The 15,952-nt window shown below is 47.9% G+C and carries 16 protein-coding genes, 1 other RNA gene and 1 pseudogene; 9 read left to right on the top strand and 9 right to left on the bottom strand.

Going from position 1 to position 15,952, the window contains the following annotated elements; translation table 11 throughout:
- Positions 1 to 719 precede the first annotated feature (719 nt).
- Entirely contained in the window at positions 720 to 2,006 is a 1,287-nt protein-coding gene (locus tag RGV86_RS07185; protein ID WP_179143916.1) for a YadA-like family protein, read from the top strand.
- 86 nt (positions 2,007 to 2,092) lie between these two features.
- On the opposite strand, the pseudogene RGV86_RS07180 reads toward RGV86_RS07185, so the two are convergent.
- Positions 2,093 to 2,512: pseudogene (locus RGV86_RS07180) on the bottom strand (IS3 family transposase); the annotation flags it as partial.
- Positions 2,513 to 2,796: 284 nt separating this feature from the next.
- Between RGV86_RS07180 and RGV86_RS07175 the strand changes: the two are divergent.
- Both RGV86_RS07175 and RGV86_RS07170 read left to right on the top strand, forming a co-directional pair.
- Positions 2,797 to 3,216, top strand: coding sequence for a translesion error-prone DNA polymerase V autoproteolytic subunit (locus tag RGV86_RS07175; RefSeq protein ID WP_000897387.1), 420 nt, complete (start codon positions 2,797 to 2,799; stop codon positions 3,214 to 3,216).
- On the top strand, positions 3,216 to 4,484 hold the full coding sequence (locus RGV86_RS07170; RefSeq protein WP_085461051.1) for a Y-family DNA polymerase: 1,269 nt from the start codon (positions 3,216 to 3,218) through the stop codon (positions 4,482 to 4,484). The genes RGV86_RS07175 and RGV86_RS07170 overlap by 1 nt, the downstream gene beginning before the upstream one ends.
- Here RGV86_RS07170 and RGV86_RS07165 read toward each other — a convergent pair.
- From RGV86_RS07165 to smpB, 3 genes are all read right to left on the bottom strand, one after another.
- Positions 4,461 to 5,147: an SOS response-associated peptidase gene (locus tag RGV86_RS07165; RefSeq protein WP_137598311.1), complete on the bottom strand. Its 687-nt coding sequence runs from the start codon at positions 5,145 to 5,147 to the stop codon at positions 4,461 to 4,463. The two genes, RGV86_RS07170 and RGV86_RS07165, sit on opposite strands and share 24 nt — an antisense overlap.
- A 196-nt stretch (positions 5,148 to 5,343) precedes the next feature.
- Positions 5,344 to 5,706, bottom strand: a transfer-messenger RNA (tmRNA) gene (ssrA, locus tag RGV86_RS07160).
- Positions 5,707 to 5,919: 213 nt separating this feature from the next.
- Positions 5,920 to 6,402 carry an SsrA-binding protein SmpB gene (smpB, locus tag RGV86_RS07155; RefSeq protein ID WP_000162574.1) on the bottom strand — a complete coding sequence of 161 codons (483 nt, stop codon included), beginning with the start codon at positions 6,400 to 6,402 and terminating at the stop codon, positions 5,920 to 5,922.
- 170 nt (positions 6,403 to 6,572) lie between these two features.
- On the opposite strand from smpB, the gene ratA reads away from it, so the two are divergent.
- Entirely contained in the window at positions 6,573 to 7,010 is a 438-nt protein-coding gene (gene ratA / locus RGV86_RS07150) for a type II toxin-antitoxin system toxin RatA (RefSeq protein ID WP_024191158.1), read from the top strand.
- Positions 7,000 to 7,290, top strand: a complete 291-nt coding sequence (locus tag RGV86_RS07145) for an RnfH family protein (protein ID WP_032226002.1) — start codon at positions 7,000 to 7,002, stop codon at positions 7,288 to 7,290. The genes ratA and RGV86_RS07145 overlap by 11 nt, the downstream gene beginning before the upstream one ends.
- Before the next feature lie 57 nt (positions 7,291 to 7,347).
- On the opposite strand, the gene bamE is transcribed toward RGV86_RS07145, so the two are convergent.
- The 3 genes from bamE to nadK all read right to left on the bottom strand — a co-directional run bounded on the left by bamE (position 7,348) and on the right by nadK (position 10,466).
- Positions 7,348 to 7,692 (bottom strand): outer membrane protein assembly factor BamE, encoded by a 345-nt coding sequence (gene bamE / locus RGV86_RS07140; protein ID WP_001203438.1) that lies wholly within the window; start codon positions 7,690 to 7,692, stop codon positions 7,348 to 7,350.
- Positions 7,693 to 7,840: 148 nt separating this feature from the next.
- Positions 7,841 to 9,502: a DNA repair protein RecN gene (recN, locus tag RGV86_RS07135; RefSeq protein WP_000880898.1), complete on the bottom strand. Its 1,662-nt coding sequence runs from the start codon at positions 9,500 to 9,502 to the stop codon at positions 7,841 to 7,843.
- Positions 9,503 to 9,587: 85 nt separating this feature from the next.
- Complete coding sequence (gene nadK / locus RGV86_RS07130) at positions 9,588 to 10,466, bottom strand: NAD(+) kinase (RefSeq protein WP_001059169.1); 879 nt, start codon at positions 10,464 to 10,466, stop codon at positions 9,588 to 9,590.
- A 122-nt stretch (positions 10,467 to 10,588) separates the two neighbouring features.
- Between nadK and grpE the strand changes: the two genes are divergently transcribed.
- Positions 10,589 to 11,182 (top strand): nucleotide exchange factor GrpE, encoded by a 594-nt coding sequence (gene grpE / locus RGV86_RS07125; RefSeq protein WP_001366580.1) that lies wholly within the window; start codon positions 10,589 to 10,591, stop codon positions 11,180 to 11,182.
- Between the two features lie 54 nt (positions 11,183 to 11,236).
- On the opposite strand, the gene RGV86_RS07120 is transcribed toward grpE, so the two are convergent.
- Positions 11,237 to 12,523, bottom strand: coding sequence for an HlyC/CorC family transporter (locus RGV86_RS07120; RefSeq protein WP_010723175.1), 1,287 nt, complete (start codon positions 12,521 to 12,523; stop codon positions 11,237 to 11,239).
- A gap of 20 nt (positions 12,524 to 12,543) precedes the next feature.
- Positions 12,544 to 13,335: a cytochrome C assembly family protein gene (locus RGV86_RS07115; protein ID WP_024165125.1), complete on the bottom strand. Its 792-nt coding sequence runs from the start codon at positions 13,333 to 13,335 to the stop codon at positions 12,544 to 12,546.
- Between the two features lie 166 nt (positions 13,336 to 13,501).
- Here RGV86_RS07115 and ffh point away from each other — a divergent pair, with 166 nt between their 5' ends.
- From ffh to rimM, 3 genes are all read left to right on the top strand, one after another.
- Positions 13,502 to 14,863, top strand: coding sequence for a signal recognition particle protein (gene ffh / locus RGV86_RS07110; RefSeq protein WP_000460035.1), 1,362 nt, complete (start codon positions 13,502 to 13,504; stop codon positions 14,861 to 14,863).
- A gap of 247 nt (positions 14,864 to 15,110) precedes the next feature.
- The gene (rpsP, locus tag RGV86_RS07105; protein WP_000256450.1) at positions 15,111 to 15,359 is read left to right on the top strand and encodes a 30S ribosomal protein S16; all 249 of its coding nucleotides are present in this window, start codon (positions 15,111 to 15,113) and stop codon (positions 15,357 to 15,359) included.
- A gap of 18 nt (positions 15,360 to 15,377) precedes the next feature.
- Entirely contained in the window at positions 15,378 to 15,926 is a 549-nt protein-coding gene (rimM, locus tag RGV86_RS07100; RefSeq protein WP_000043335.1) for a ribosome maturation factor RimM, read from the top strand.
- Positions 15,927 to 15,952: the final 26 nt, after the last annotated feature.

Below are 15,952 nucleotides of genomic sequence, written 5' to 3'. Positions count from 1 at the left end.
ATTAAACCGGGCTATACCTTACTTGACAAGTATAGATGTGGTTGGTGGTGTTTTTTTATAAATTTGTCAGCACATGATTTAAAAAAGCATAACTATTCGTTTTTTTGTATGCGCATTTAATATTGAATAGTTTGTTTATTGCGTATGAGCTAAGGTGAGATAAAAGATGCTGCATTTTTATGTGTATAAATGAATAAATATCAATACTTTCATATTTTATTTCGATGGGTATATTTTAGCTCTCAATTAATTGAGGGCTAATAACATGAATGGTTATTTATATGATTTTAGTGTGAAATTTGAACGTCATATAGATTTATTGTGTAACTAAATAGCAACATCTTGAGTGTGGGAGATTTTTTTCTATGCGGTCAATGTGAAATTTTCTTTATTAATCAGTGTTTAAGATACGTGCAATTTTGAGGAATAAAATAACAACAAGTTGTTTGATGAAGTAAATGTGTGTATTTTATTTGATAGAGATCTCTTAATTATAAGGTCTGCTAATCATTTTCATGTGTGTTGGTTGTGTTTTTATTAACCTCAGAGTGTAGATTTATTGTTATATCTGTTTTTTTGTAACCTTTATCTGTTTTTTAAATACAAGATAATTCTTGAATTTCCTAAATCATATAAATAAAATCCTGCCGCTTATTTTTAGAGCACTATTAAATGGTGTTAAACCCGGTCTATCTATCAATTTGAAAGATTGAATGTTTATGAAGAAAATATTCGTAGCCTCTGTTATATTTGCAGTTTCAGCAAATACTTATGCATATAATTCTTATAATGCCGGTGATAATAGCCAGGCAACTGATAGTAATGCGACAGCTATTGGTGCATATGCAAATACTTCAGGTTCTTCTTCTACAGCAATAGGCGCTGTTTCAAAAGCCGAAGGGGACTATAATACTGCAATTGGTTCATATTCTTCATCTCAAGGTAATTCATCGTCAGCTATTGGCGCAAATGCAAATGTTGTTGGAAATAACTCGGTAGCCATTGGTTCATTTAGTAAAGTAAACGGTGATTCAGCTATTGCAAATGGCGCGGGTAGTGAGGCAGTCGCTAATTCTACAAGTGTAGGCGCTGCGTCTAAAGCAACTGGGGAGAACAGTGTTGCATTTGGTTCTTCCGCCCAGGCGACTGCAGGAGATACATTAGCTATTGGTGTAGGGGCTACATCTACTGCAGAAAATGCTATCTCACTAGGCTCACAGAGTGTAGCTGAACATAATAATAGTGTTGCCATCGGCGGGGGAAGTACAACTGACAGAGAGTATAGTGTATCTTTTGGGACAGGTAACACTAATCGACAATTAACTCATGTTGCCGCAGGCACTGAGGATACTGATGGCGTTAACGTTAAGCAGCTGAAAGATTATACTGGGAATGAGATAGCTAAAAATAATACTGTAATTAATCAAAACATCAGTAATGCCAAGAATGAATCAATGACATATACAGATCAGCAACTTACCAAAAATAATGCTGTGATAAATCAGAATATCAATAATGCCAAAAGCGAATCAATGACATATACAGATCAGCAAGTTACCAAAAATAATGCTGTGATAAATCAGAATATTAACAATGCTAAAAGTGAATCAATGGCATATACTGATCAGGAAGTTACGAAAAATAACGGCGTTATTAATAAAAACATACAATCAGCAAAACAAGAATCATTCGCATATACTGATACAAAATTTAACCAAATTGATGGGAAGATAAATTCAACATTTAAGCAGTTGAATGATAAGATAGAAGCTAATGCTAAAAAAGCTAATGCAGGTATTGCTTCTGTGGCAGCAATGACCAATATCCCGTATGTGAATAACCAGACATTTAGTGCTGGCGTTGGGGTTGGTAACTATAGAAACGGTAATGCAGTAGCTGTTGGTGTTCAATATAAACTTAATGAAAACACCAATATTCGTGCATCGTCTTCGTGGAATAATACTGATGGAGCAGTAGTCGGAGGGGGTATTGCTGTAGGTTGGTAATTTGTTTCTATAGCTATTGTTTTTAAATTACGTAATCTAAAAGCCTGCAGTCTATGGACTGACCCTATAAAGTTGGACAGTTCATGTTAAGCGGCTTTCAGGGCTTGGGTTCGGTATTCTACCGGACTCAGGTCTTTTAATTTCAGGCTGATCCGCTCGTTGTTATAATAATGAATATAGTCCTCTATCTCTTTCCTCAGTTCATTCAGATCGCTGAACCTGTTTAGGTAAAAACACTCCGATTTTAGTGTGCCGAAGAAGTTCTCCATCACTGCGTTATCCAGGCAGTTTCCCTTGCGCGACATACTTTGTGTCATTCCATGGGGCTTTAACTTTGCCTGATAGCCTGCCATTCGATATTGCCAGCCCTGATCCGTGTGCAGCAACGGTGTATCCTTCGGTCCGAGCACTGAGAATGCATCGTGCAGCATCGTATTAATCATCTCCATCACCGGCCTTTCTGACAGGCTGTAGGAGATAATATCCCGGTTAAATAGATCGAGAATTGAAGTGGTTGTTGAGACAAAACAGACACACAAAGCTTTGCATTGGACGCAAGGCTTTGTGCTCTTCGGCGCTAAGTGGTGGGGCATGGATGGGGCAAACTCACTCAATTTCTGGTTTAAAGTGAGTTCATTTCTTCGTTGTTTCAGCGGGAAAAGCCCCTTACTCATCCGAGGCTATCCTTATGCTTTCCCTCTGTGCTCACAATTGATAGCCATTACTCCCATTGATCTATTCGTCATAAGAATATACTGTATATAAAAACAGTATATCTGGGCGGATTATCATGTTGTTTATCAAGCCTGCGGAACTGCGTGAAATCATTACACTTCCTTTATTTAGTGACTTTGTGCCGTGTGGCTTTCCGTCACCGGCAGCTGACTACGTTGAGCAGCGAATCGATCTTAATCAGCTAGTGATTCAACATCCCAGCGCGACCTATTTTGTTAAAGCTGCGGGAGATTCAATGATTGAGGCCGGGATTGGCGATGGCGATCTGCTGGTAGTTGACAGCGCCATTACCGCCAGCCACGGCGATATTGTTATTGCTGCTGTGGACGGTGAGTTCACCGCCAAAAGGTTGCAACTGCACCCCACGGTACAGCTTGTGCCGATGAACAGTGCGTATTCGCCCATTACTCTTGGCAGCGAAGAGTCTCTGAATGTGTTTGGGGTCGTCACTCATGTCGTAAAGGCATTACGCTGATGTTTGCCCTCTGTGATGTAAACTCATTTTATGCCAGTTGTGAGACTGTTTTTCGCCCAGACTTGTGGGGGAAGCCGGTAGTAGTGCTTTCCAATAACGACGGCTGTGTGATCGCTCGCAGCGCAGAGGCGAAGGCACTTGGCGTTAAAATGGGGGAGCCTTATTTTAAACAGAAGGATCTGTTTCGTCGCTGTGGTGTGGTTTGTTTCAGCAGTAACTATGAACTCTATGCCGATATGAGCCAGCGTGTGATGTCTACGTTGGAAGAGTTGTCACCACGGGTTGAGATCTACAGCATTGATGAGGCATTTTGTGATTTAACCGGCGTACGTAACTGCCGGAATTTAACAGATTTTGGCCGTGAAATTCGCCAGACCATTCTTCAGCGTACACATCTCACGGTTGGTGTCGGCATTGCACAAACCAAGACGCTGGCCAAACTTGCCAATCATGCGGCAAAAAAATGGCAATGTCAGACGGGAGGGGTTGTTGATTTATCAAACCAGGAGCGCCAGCGCAAATTAATGGCTGCATTACCGGTTGATGAAGTGTGGGGAGTTGGTCGAAGGATAAGTAAAAAGTTGGAGGCGATGGGGATAAAAACCGTACTCGATCTCGCGGATACCGATATTTGCTTTATCCGAAAGCACTTCAATGTTGTACTTGAAAGAACGGTACGGGAACTTCGTGGAGAGTCCTGTCTTGAACTGGAAGAGTTTGCGCCAGCGAAACAGGAAATTATCTGCTCACGGTCGTTTGGCGAACGCATAACCGACTATGACACGATGCGACAGGCAATATGCAGTTACGCATCACGAGCGGCAGAAAAACTGCGTGGTGAGCATCAATATTGTCGTTTTATCTCCGCCTTTGTAAAAACTTCTCCGTTTGCACTGAATGAGCCGTATTACAGCAACAGTGCCTCGGTAAAGTTGCTGACACCCACCCAGGACAGTCGGGATATCATTAATGCAGCGACCCGTTGTCTGGACGCAATATGGCAGGAGGGATATCGCTACCAGAAAGCAGGGGTAATGCTTGGTGATTTTTTCAGTTGCGGTGTGGCACCGCTTAATCTTTTTGATGAAAACGCACCGCGCCCTGGTAGTGAAAAGTTGATGGCTGTGCTTGATATGCTCAATGGCAGAGAAGGTCGTGGAACGCTCTATTTTGCCGGACAGGGTATCCAGCAACAGTGGAAGATGCAGCGTGGGATGTTGTCACCAAGATATACAACACGAGCCTCAGATCTGCTTTGTGTCAGGTAAACGCGCGATTAACGCTGATCCCTGATTTTTAACATTACCCACCGCCCGTGATACCGGATGCCAGGTGAAATGGTCACCCGAAACGCTGCCATCAGTTGCAATCTTTGTCGTCTCTTTGCTGCCAATGTCCTGTCGCATCCATTCACGGGCTGCTTCTGGCGACAGAACAATAGGTCGGCGGTCATGAATATCAACAAGATCTTTATCTGCTGCAGCGGTGACTATCAGAAAACCTTCTGCCTCATCGCCGCGTGTGAACGGGGAACGGCCAATTGCTGCCATAAAAATGGGTTGACCATCTTTGCGATGAATGAAGTAAGGTTGTTTTATGTCACCGTCTTTTTTCCACTCAAACCAGCCATCAGCAAAACAGATTGCCCTACCATGCTGCCAGAGAGGTTTAAACATCCGACTGGTTGCGGCGGTTTCTACACGTGCGTTAATCAGCGGAGGTTTATTCCACCATTCGGGCGCATATCCCCAGAACACAGGATCAAGATGCAACCGCTCATCTCGTTCGCTTAACAATAGTACTTTAGTTCCCGGAGCAACGTTGAAGCGATCTATTGGTTCGGGTTCGTATGGGATATCACGCTCTGATTCTTCTGATAACAGGGCAAGATAGTCTTCACGCGTCATTGATTGGGCGAAACGTCCGCACATAGAAACCTCCAGTAACCAGACTGAAAGTATAGGGTAGAGACAAAGAAAAGCCCGCATCTGCGGGCTTTCATGTCATTAGGGAGCTGCGGCTCCTTTGCGTATCCTTTTTTGTCTCCTCACCGTCTGGTCGGTGTCCTGCTGAGACTGCTAACTTCCTGTTTTTGTTGGTGTTATCCTTACACCGTCCAATCATGATTGGTGGAGCTGGCGGGAGTTGAACCCGCGTCCGAAATTCCTACATCCTCGGCACTACATGCTTAGTCTGTCTTTACATTCGCTTGCCAGCTGCGGACGGACACGCCACTAACAAACTAGCCTGATTAAGTTTTAACGCTTCAACCCCAGGCAGGGCTTCCACGCGATCTCTTTTGGGTTTGACCTCTCTTGATCCCCGTCCTAAGAGCGGAGGCTAGGGAGAGAGGGCTCTAAGCAGGTTATTAAGCTGCTAAAGCGTAGTTTTCGTCGTTTGCGACTATTTTTTGCGGCTTTTTACGAGGCCAACCGCCCCTCGGCATGCACCTTGGGTTTCGCAAATCCCGTCGAATCCAGAATCAGCCCCAATGTGTAACGGCGAGTATACCAGATTTGTGAGCGTCATGACCAGCCCCAATGGCGTTATCGTTCAGGATTTAGCGCCCGCGTAGCATGATTTTTATTCGATTAAGCAAAGGGATGACGACATCTGTATCAAATATGATAGCCGATAAGATGTGCATTCGCGCCACCGGAGAGGGGAGGCGCGGTGAGGATCTGCAGTATATGTGATGCAGGTTTAACGGTGAGCGTTTTTCATGATACGCGCTTTATCAACCTGCCATTCACGTTCTTTGATGTCGGAACGTTTATCGTGCTGTTTCTTACCTTTCGCGACGCCGATTTTCACTTTGCACCAGGCATTTTTCCAGTACAGAGAGAGCGCCACTACGGTATAGCCTTCACGATTGACGCGACCATATAATGAGTCCAGTTCGCGCTGATTGAGAAGTAACTTGCGGGTACGAGTAGGATCGCACACCACATGTGTGGAAGCCACAGCCATCGGCGTGATATTTGCGCCAAACAGGAACGCTTCTCCGTCGCGCAGAAGGACATAGCTGTCGCTAATATTGGCTTTTCCTGCGCGCAGGGATTTAACTTCCCAGCCTTGCAGGGCAAGTCCCGCTTCGAACTCTTCTTCAATAAAGTATTCGTGACGGGCGCGCTTGTTAAGCGCGATGGTCGCTGAACCAGGTTTATGTGCTTTTTTCTTCGTCATAAGCGTCGTGAATCATCGGTAATCTGAAATCGAAAATACCCCATATCAATCCTGCGGGGGACAAGGCTCTATCTTAGCATGAACACGATGTTACCCAGCGCCGGGATAGCGTTTTTTTTACAGCAGGATAAATGATATTATTTGTTGGATTTTTGTTGATGGAATTTGTTATGCCTCAAATTAGCCGGACCGCACTCGTTCCCTACAGCGCGGAGCAAATGTATCAGTTAGTGAATGACGTTCAGTCTTATCCTCAGTTTTTGCCAGGTTGTACTGGAAGTCGGATTCTGGAGTCCACTCCTGGACAGATGACCGCTGCGGTAGATGTCTCTAAGGCTGGGATCAGCAAAACGTTTACTACCCGCAACCAGTTGACCAGTAACCAAAGTATTCTGATGAATCTGGTTGATGGGCCGTTCAAGAAATTGATCGGCGGCTGGAAGTTTACACCGTTGAGTCCGGAAGCGTGCCGTATCGAGTTTCATCTCGACTTTGAGTTTACTAATAAGTTGATTGAACTCGCCTTCGGTCGCGTGTTTAAAGAGCTGGCGGCTAATATGGTGCAGGCTTTCACCGTGCGAGCAAAAGAGGTTTATAGTGCCAGGTAAAATTGCTGTAGAGGTAGCTTACGCGTTACCAGAGAAGCAGTATTTGCAGCGTGTAACATTGCTGGAGGGCGCGACGGTTGAAGAGGCAATTCGCGCAAGTGGTTTGCTGGAATTGCGTACAGATATCGATTTAACTAAAAATAAAGTCGGCATTTACAGTCGTCCGGCAAAACTGAGCGATATCGTGCGCGAGGGCGATCGTGTAGAGATTTATCGACCACTGATTGCCGATCCGAAAGAGCTTCGTAGACAGCGCGCAGAAAAATCGGCGAATAAATAGCAGGCAGAAAAAAGGTGCTCACTGAGCACCTTTTTTAATCGCTATAAACAGCAAGTTTTATTCGTTGCCACTCAGCGCAGGTTTGTTATCAATATTGGTCAACACACCGCTGCTGTTAAAGGTCAGCGTCAGAGTTTGCTGCGTTACACCTTCATGGCCTGGTTGCTGGCGGAAGACATAGAACCAGGTATTTGTACCAAATGGATCGGACATCAGCGGTGTACCCAATGCGTACGCAACTTGTTGTTGCGTCATGCCAACGCGTATTTTGGACACGTCGTTAGCGGTCAGATAGTTCCCCTGGTTGATGTCAGGACGGTAAACCACTCGCTCCAGAGTGGAACAGCCTGCGGTCAACATCAATAGTACTGCTGCTGCAGCAGTCAGCGTTTTACAGCGCATAGTGATTTGATTCCTTTTCGGGCCCGAGCAGTACGTGGCTCATCTGTAATATGCCGATGATAATAGACCTTTCATCACTTTAAAACCTTTTGCTTTCCGGTCTTACGGCGTTTTGCTGTTTATTCTGACCGTGAAGCAGGAAAAAAGTTTACGCTGCCAGTAGTTCTTTCGCGTTCGCCAGCGTGTTGCGTGTGACTTCACTGCCGCCAAGTAGGCGCGCCAGCTCTTGTAACCGCGCCTTTTTATCCAGGGATTGCATATGCGTTTCGGTCATAGCGCCATCGGTTTCTTTGCTGACAAAATAGTGTTGATGACCGCATCCTGCAACTTGTGGCAGGTGGGTAACACACATCACCTGGGTTGATTCACCAAGCTGACGTAGCAGTTTGCCGACAACTGCCGCTGTCGGACCGCTAATCCCCACATCCACTTCATCGAAAATAAGCGCCGGGGTTTCCATTTTACGCGCGGTGATGACCTGAATTGCCAGTGCGATACGGGACAATTCACCACCGGAGGCGACTTTGGCAATGGGCTGCATCGGCTGACCTGGGTTGGTGGTTACCCGAAACTCAATACGATCAGCGCCGTCAGTGCCCAGGTGATGTTCGTCAAATTTAACATCAATCGTAAACTGGCCATGCGGCATGGAGAGCGCCTGCATACTGTCGGTGATCAGGTGCGCCAGCTCAGTTGCATAGTGCTGGCGTTGCAGGTGTAATGCGCGCGCCGTTTCCAGCGCCTGCTGATGATGTTTCGTTACCGCCAATGCGAGTGTTTCTTGCGAGTCAGCTTGATCGTCCAGTTGCTGCTGTTCTTCCAGTAGCGACTGGTAATACTGTGGCAATGCCTCAGGGCTGACGTGATGTTTACGTGCCAGCGAAATCTGTTTGGAGATGCGCTGTTCAAGTTCAAACAAGCGGTTAGGGTCGAGATCCAGACGATCGCAGTAGTGGCGTAATTCGTCACTGGCTTCGGCAATCTGGATAGTAGCCTCTTCCAGCATATCAAGTACGCCGGACAGTTTGCTGTCCATACCAATCAATTCGCTGACCAGTTGTTTAGCGGTGTAAAGCTGGCTTTGCAGGTTCGCATCTTCACCGTCGGCCATTAATGCCAATGCATTCTGGCTGGTCGTAAGCAATTGACCGCTGTTAGCCAGACGTTTGTACTCTTCGTCGATTTGTTCAAACTCGCCGGGCTGCGGATTAAATTCGTTTAATTCTTTTAATTGGTATTGCAGTAGTTCAGCTCGGGCGGCGCGTTCCTGACTGAGTTGTTGATGATGCGCGAGGTCACGGCAGCTTTGATGCCACAACTGATAACGTGCGGTCATTTCCTGGAGCAGAGACGTTTCATTGGCGTAGCCATCAAGCAGGAATTTCTGATGCTCAGGTTTGGTGAGTAACTGATGAGCGTGTTGACCATGGATCTGAATCAGCAACTGACCCAGTTCGCGTAGCTGAGACAGCGGAACAGCCGTACCGTTGATAAAACCACGAGAGCGACCATCACTACTGATAACACGACGAAGCAGGCATTCGTGGCCATCTTCCAGTTGGTTTTCTTCCAGCCAGTGCAGTGCTGCGGGCGTATCTTTCAGTGAAAAACGGGCGCACAGATCAGCGCGGGCAGCGCCGGTACGCACCATGTCGGCTTCAGCACGACCACCGAGACACAGGCCGAGAGCATCTATCGCAATAGATTTACCCGCGCCGGTCTCGCCGGTTATTACGGTCATGCCGCTGTGAAAATCAATCTCAAGCTCACGAACGATAGCAAAATTGCTGATGGTCAGTTGTGCCAACATAGTTGTTTTCCTGTATGAAAAACCATTACTGTTATTGTGTACAGTATAAACTGGTTTTATATACAGTAAAGAGGCTGGCATAAAATTAGAATAATTTTTTTGACCAGCCGAGTTTGGTACTTAATGTATTGAAATAGCTGTAATCTTTCGGATGAATTAGATTCAGATGGTAATCACAGCGACGAATCAGGACATCTTCACCTTCCTGAATCGGCAGTGCTATCTGACTGTCACAACTGATTTCCAGGTCGTTACGTCGATGCGAAAAACGCAGGCGGATCGTGCTGCTGCTGTTTATGACCAGTGGTCGCGCTGACAACGTATGCGGGAACATGGGTACCAGGGTAATCGCATCCAGAGAGGGGGTCAGAATTGGGCCACCCGCCGACAGAGAATAGGCGGTAGAGCCTGTAGGTGTCGAAATAATCAGTCCATCAGATCGCTGAGAAAACGCAAAGATCTCGTCGATGTACACTTCGAACTCAATCATATGCGCCACTTTGCCAGGATGTAGTACCACTTCATTAATCGCGGTGCTGATGCGTTTCTGGCAATCTTGCTGACAGACCTGCGCTTCCAGCAAAAAACGTTTCTCGCTGATGTAATGACCTTCCAGCACATCGGCTAATTGTTGCTGGGCGTTATCGGGATCAAGGTCAGTCAGGAAACCCAGGTTGCCACGGTTGATGCCGATGACTTTAATGTCGTAGCGCGCGAGTGTGCGCGCCGCGCCCAGCATATTGCCATCGCCACCAACGACTACTGCGAGATCAGCCAGTTGCCCAATCTCCGCGAGCGTACCAGTTTTCACATTCTTCAGTTGTAGTTCGTGAGCGATTTGCTGCTCGACGATGACCTCGTAACCTTTTGTGCACAGCCAGCGGTAGAGCATTTCATGTGTTGTCAGTGCAGTAGGGTGCCGTGGGTGTCCCACAATGCCAATACACTTGAAATGATTATTCATTTTTCCGAGGTCCTTGTTGCGAAGATTGATGACAATGTGAGTGCTTCCCTTGAAACCCTGAAACTGATCCCCATAATAAGCGAAGTTAGCGAGATGAATGCGAAAAAAACGCGGAGAAATTCATGAGTAGTAAAGAACAGAAAACGCCTGAGGGGCAAGCCCCGGAAGAAATTATCATGGATCAGCACGAAGAGATTGAGGCAGTTGAGCCAGAAGCTTCTGCTGAGCAGGTGGATCCGCGCGATGAAAAAATTGCGAATCTCGAAGCTCAGTTGGCTGAGGCTCAGACCCGTGAACGTGACGGCATTTTGCGCGTAAAAGCGGAAATGGAAAACCTGCGTCGTCGTACTGAACTGGATATCGAAAAAGCGCATAAATTCGCGCTGGAAAAATTCATCAACGAATTGCTGCCGGTGATTGATAGTCTGGATCGCGCGCTGGAAGTGGCTGATAAAGCTAATCCGGATATGTCTGCGATGGTTGAAGGCATTGAGCTGACGCTGAAGTCGATGCTGGATGTAGTACGTAAGTTTGGCGTTGATGTGATTGCCGAAACTAACGTGCCGCTGGACCCGAATGTGCATCAGGCTATCGCAATGGTGGAATCTGATGATGTAGCGCCGGGTAACGTACTGGGCATTATGCAAAAAGGTTATACGCTGAACGGTCGTACGATTCGCGCGGCGATGGTTACTGTAGCGAAAGCAAAAGCTTAATTACTGTTTTCGTAATAAATTACGGCCCGGCATGTGAATGCTGGGCCGTTTTTGTTACTCCGCCACACTCTCGCGCAGCGGTTTCACAGGAAAAACTTTTACCTGCTTAATCATATTGTCCTGTACGTCGAGAATATCGATATCGTACTCGCCAATACGCACGCGAGTGCCTGCGACAGGAATCTCTTCCAGTGCTTCCAGAATGACGCCATTAACCGTGCGTGCATCGTCTTCCGGTAGATGCCAGTTAAAGGCTTTGTTGATTTCTCGCACGTTGGCGGTGCCATCAATAATCACCGAACCGTCGTTTTGCGGAGTGACTTCTTCGGCAAGCGTTGGCGACATCGACGTGGTGAAATCGCCGACAATCTCTTCCAGAATATCTTCAACCGTCACCAGCCCCTGAATATCGCCGTATTCGTTGACAACCAGGCCGACTTTCTTTTTATTGCGTTGAAATTTAACTAATTGGGTACTGAGCGGCGTGCCTTCCGGCACAAAATAGATTTCGTCCGCAGCGCGCAGCATAGTTTCTTTAGTGAACTCTTTTTTCTCCGACATTAGCCGCCAGGCTTCACGCACACGCAACATGCTGATAGCGTCGTCCAGCGAGTCGCGGTACAGCACTATGCGCCCGTGAGGAGAGTGGGAGAGCTGACGGAGAATCGATTTCCAGTCATCGTTGATATCAATACCGATAATTTCACTGCGCGGCACCATGATGTCATCAACGGTCATTTTTTCCAGATCGAGTACCGACAGCAGCATATCCTGGTTACGACGGGAAATTTGTGACCGCGATTCGTGCACAATGGTGCGCAACTCTTCTTTACTCAAAGAGCCGCTAACCACGATATCGGTTTTGATGCCCATCATGCGCATTAACATGCGGGTGATCGCGTTCAGCAACCAGACCAGCGGCATCATCAAAATTTGCAGCGGAGCTAACAGAAAACTACTCGGATAGGCGACTTTTTCCGGGTACAGCGCGGCAATGGTTTTCGGCAATACTTCGGCAAAAACCAGCACTACGAAGGTCAGTACGCCAGTCGCAATTGCCACACCCGCATCGCCGTACAAGCGCATCCCAACAATAGTGCCGAGCGCGGAGGCAAGAATATTGACCAGGTTATTGCCGATTAACACCAGGCTTATCAGGCGGTCTGGCTTGCGTAGTAATTTTTCGACCCGTTTAGCCGAACGATTACCCTGCTTCGCCATATGCCGCAGACGATAGCGGTTGAGTGTCATCATTCCGGTTTCGGAGCCGGAAAAATAGGCTGAAATGACCACCATGATGATCAGAATTATGATCAACGTGGTAGTAGAGATATGTTCCAGGGGAAACTCCTTTTCTGGTTTTAGCTGATTAACTGCTGGACAATTCGGCTGCCAAAGTAGGCCAGTGTAAGGATGACCGCTCCTGCAACGTTAAACCAAACGACGCGGCGCCCACGCCATCCTTCATGATAATGCCCCCACAGCAGCACAATATAGACAAACCACGCCACAATAGAGAGCACGGCCTTGTCGATATTTTCCATGCTAAATAAGTTGTGCATGTAGAACAGGCCGGTACAAAGAGTGAGCGTTAACAGCACCACGCCAATTTGCGTAATGTGGAACATTTTACGCTCAATACTCATCAGCGGCGGCATTTCCTGATTGAATGCCAGCTTCTTGTTCTTCAGTTGATAATCAATCCATGCCAGTTGCAACGCGTACAGGGCGGCAATAATTAGCGTGGCATAGGAAAAGAGCGATAAGCCAATGTGCACCAGCATTCCTGGCGTTGCTTCCAGATGAGTGATGTATTCATTGGGCATGAAGGTCGCCAGCGCCAGATTGATGAGCGCAAAGGCATAAACAATCGGCAACAGCAGCCAGCCACGGTTGCGTGAGGCCACGATGGTCATTACCGTACAAATCATCAGGCTGACCAGCGAACCGACATTCAACAGGCTAAGGTTTTGTCCGCTATCGCCGCCAGGCAAAATGCGGGCTTCAAGAGCGATAGCGTGGCAGACCAGCGCGATGACCGCAGAAATAATAGCCATTCGCCGCCAGCCGCCGTTTTTTTGCAGCAGACCGGGAACAATCAGCGCGAGACTGACGGAGTAGGCGACGAGCGCGAGCAGAGCAAAAACGGGCATAGTGATGTCGACAGTTTGAGCAATGAGAAAGAAAAGCAGTATAGCGTCAGGTGAACGCTGCTCCAACCGTTGCATAACAACAAAGACGCCTTCATGTTATACTGCGGCAAAATACAGATGATGTGTCGCGATTGCGGCCAACCGTTTCCACCCCAGGCGAGAGACAATGTTTGATAATTTAACCGATCGTTTGTCGCGCACGCTGCGCAATATCAGTGGCCGTGGACGCCTTACTGAAGACAACGTTAAAGATACGCTGCGCGAAGTGCGCATGGCGCTGTTGGAGGCGGACGTCGCTCTGCCGGTAGTGCGTGAGTTTATCAATCGCGTAAAAGAGAAAGCGGTTGGTCATGAAGTTAATAAAAGCCTGACGCCGGGGCAGGAGTTCGTCAAAATCGTCCGTAACGAGTTGGTTGCGGCGATGGGCGAAGAGAACCAGACCCTGAACCTGGCTGCGCAACCGCCTGCGGTGGTGCTGATGGCGGGCCTGCAAGGTGCCGGTAAAACAACCAGCGTGGGTAAACTCGGTAAGTTCCTGCGCGAGAAGCACAAGAAGAAAGTGCTGGTGGTTTCTGCCGACGTTTATCGCCCGGCGGCAATCAAACAGCTTGAGACGCTGGCCGAACAGGTAGGCGTCGATTTCTTCCCTTCAGATGTTGGTCAGAAGCCGGTTGATATTGTTAATGCGGCGCTGAAAGAAGCCAAACTGAAATTCTACGACGTGCTGCTGGTGGATACCGCCGGTCGTCTGCACGTTGACGAAGCGATGATGGATGAGATCAAACAGGTCCATGCGTCGATTAACCCGGTTGAAACCCTGTTTGTGGTTGACGCCATGACCGGTCAGGATGCTGCCAATACGGCAAAAGCGTTCAATGAAGCGTTACCGCTTACCGGCGTAGTGTTGACTAAAGTGGACGGCGATGCGCGTGGCGGTGCGGCGCTTTCTATTCGCCATATTACCGGCAAGCCCATCAAGTTCCTCGGTGTTGGCGAGAAAACAGAGGCGCTGGAGCCGTTCCACCCGGATCGTATCGCTTCACGCATTCTCGGCATGGGCGATGTTCTGTCGCTGATCGAAGATATCGAAAGCAAAGTTGACCGCGCGCAGGCTGAGAAATTAGCCAGCAAGCTGAAAAAAGGTGATGGCTTCGATCTCAACGATTTCCTTGAGCAGTTGCGCCAGATGAAAAATATGGGCGGCATGGCCAGCCTGATGGGCAAGCTGCCGGGCATGGGGCAGATCCCGGATAACGTGAAGTCCCAGATGGACGATAAAGTGCTGGTGCGTATGGAAGCCATCATCAACTCGATGACGATGAAAGAGCGCGCTAAGCCAGAAATCATCAAAGGTTCGCGTAAACGCCGTATCGCTGCCGGTTGCGGTATGCAGGTGCAGGACGTTAACCGTCTTCTGAAGCAGTTCGACGACATGCAGCGCATGATGAAGAAAATGAAGAAGGGCGGAATGGCGAAGATGATGAGAAGCATGAAGGGTATGATGCCCCCAGGCTTCCCAGGCCGCTAATCGGCCTGGCTTATTTGCCATTTTGGCACCGGGGTATGCTCGTCATCCTCACGTACTGGGGTACGCTCCGGTGACTGCGCGCACTCCGGCACCAAACTGGCTGCGCCGCCAGCGGCCTTTTAATGCCGGGTTAGCAACTGTTGGTTGCAATTTCTGCAAAAATGAGTAAAATTTTCGGGCTTTTAATATGACACCGGACTCCGTTCCTCGATGGGGTCCGGTTGTTTTATTCACACAAGAGGATGTTATGGTAACTATTCGTTTAGCACGTCACGGCGCTAAAAAGCGTCCGTTCTACCAGGTTGTTGTCGCTGACAGCCGTAATGCACGCAACGGTCGCTTCATCGAGCGCGTTGGTTTCTTCAACCCAATCGCTAGCGAAAAAGAAGAAGGCACTCGCCTGGATCTGGATCGCATCGCTCACTGGGTTGGCCAGGGCGCAACTATTTCTGATCGCGTTGCTGCGCTGATCAAAGAAGTAAACAAAGCAGCTTAATCTGTCACGGTGGTCATGATGAGCAAACAACTCACCGCGCAAGCACCTGTTGATCCCATCGTTTTGGGAAAAATGGGTTCGTCTTACGGTATTCGTGGGTGGCTCAGAGTGTTTTCTTCCACCGAAGACGCCGAAAGCATTTTTGACTATCAGCCCTGGTTTATCCAGAAGGCGGGTCAGTGGCAGCAAGTCCAGCTGGAAAGCTGGAAGCACCACAATCAGGACATGATCATCAAGCTGAAAGGTGTTGACGATCGTGATGCGGCGAACCTGCTGACGAACTGTGAAATTGTCGTGGATTCATCGCAGCTGCCTCAGCTTGAAGAGGGTGACTACTACTGGAAAGACCTGATGGGCTGCCAGGTAGTGACCACTGAAGGCTACGATCTCGGTAAAGTCGTCGACATGATGGAAACCGGATCTAATGACGTTCTCGTCATTAAGGCAAACCTGAAAGATGCGTTTGGTATCAAGGAACGTCTCGTACCGTTCCTCGATGGGCAGGTTATCAAGAAAGTCGATCTCACTACTCGTTCAATCGAAGTAGATTGGGATCCTGGTTTTTAAACCACCGGATAAACGGTAAAAGACGG

This window comes from Escherichia ruysiae (assembly GCF_031323975.1).
In the GTDB taxonomy this organism is placed as follows: domain Bacteria; phylum Pseudomonadota; class Gammaproteobacteria; order Enterobacterales; family Enterobacteriaceae; genus Escherichia; species Escherichia ruysiae.
Note: the sequence above shows the minus strand (reverse complement) of the source record. Positions and strands in the feature narration are given on the sequence as shown.

Bases quoted from the DNA above. Each gene is read 5' to 3' on its own strand.
- RGV86_RS07175 (WP_000897387.1), top strand. From the start codon at position 2,797: ATGTTGTTTATCAAGCCTGCGGAACTGCGTGAAATCATTACACTTCCT.
- nadK (WP_001059169.1), bottom strand. From the start codon at position 10,466: ATGAATAATCATTTCAAGTGTATTGGCATTGTGGGACACCCACGGCAC.
- ratA (WP_024191158.1), top strand. From the start codon at position 6,573: ATGCCTCAAATTAGCCGGACCGCACTCGTTCCCTACAGCGCGGAGCAA.
- rpsP (WP_000256450.1), top strand. From the start codon at position 15,111: ATGGTAACTATTCGTTTAGCACGTCACGGCGCTAAAAAGCGTCCGTTC.
- RGV86_RS07115 (WP_024165125.1), bottom strand. From the start codon at position 13,335: ATGCCCGTTTTTGCTCTGCTCGCGCTCGTCGCCTACTCCGTCAGTCTC.
- RGV86_RS07165 (WP_137598311.1), bottom strand. From the start codon at position 5,147: ATGTGCGGACGTTTCGCCCAATCAATGACGCGTGAAGACTATCTTGCC.
- recN (WP_000880898.1), bottom strand. From the start codon at position 9,502: ATGTTGGCACAACTGACCATCAGCAATTTTGCTATCGTTCGTGAGCTT.
- grpE (WP_001366580.1), top strand. From the start codon at position 10,589: ATGAGTAGTAAAGAACAGAAAACGCCTGAGGGGCAAGCCCCGGAAGAA.
- smpB (WP_000162574.1), bottom strand. From the start codon at position 6,402: ATGACGAAGAAAAAAGCACATAAACCTGGTTCAGCGACCATCGCGCTT.
- ffh (WP_000460035.1), top strand. From the start codon at position 13,502: ATGTTTGATAATTTAACCGATCGTTTGTCGCGCACGCTGCGCAATATC.
- RGV86_RS07185 (WP_179143916.1), top strand. From the start codon at position 720: ATGAAGAAAATATTCGTAGCCTCTGTTATATTTGCAGTTTCAGCAAAT.
- bamE (WP_001203438.1), bottom strand. From the start codon at position 7,692: ATGCGCTGTAAAACGCTGACTGCTGCAGCAGCAGTACTATTGATGTTG.
- RGV86_RS07170 (WP_085461051.1), top strand. From the start codon at position 3,216: ATGTTTGCCCTCTGTGATGTAAACTCATTTTATGCCAGTTGTGAGACT.
- rimM (WP_000043335.1), top strand. From the start codon at position 15,378: ATGAGCAAACAACTCACCGCGCAAGCACCTGTTGATCCCATCGTTTTG.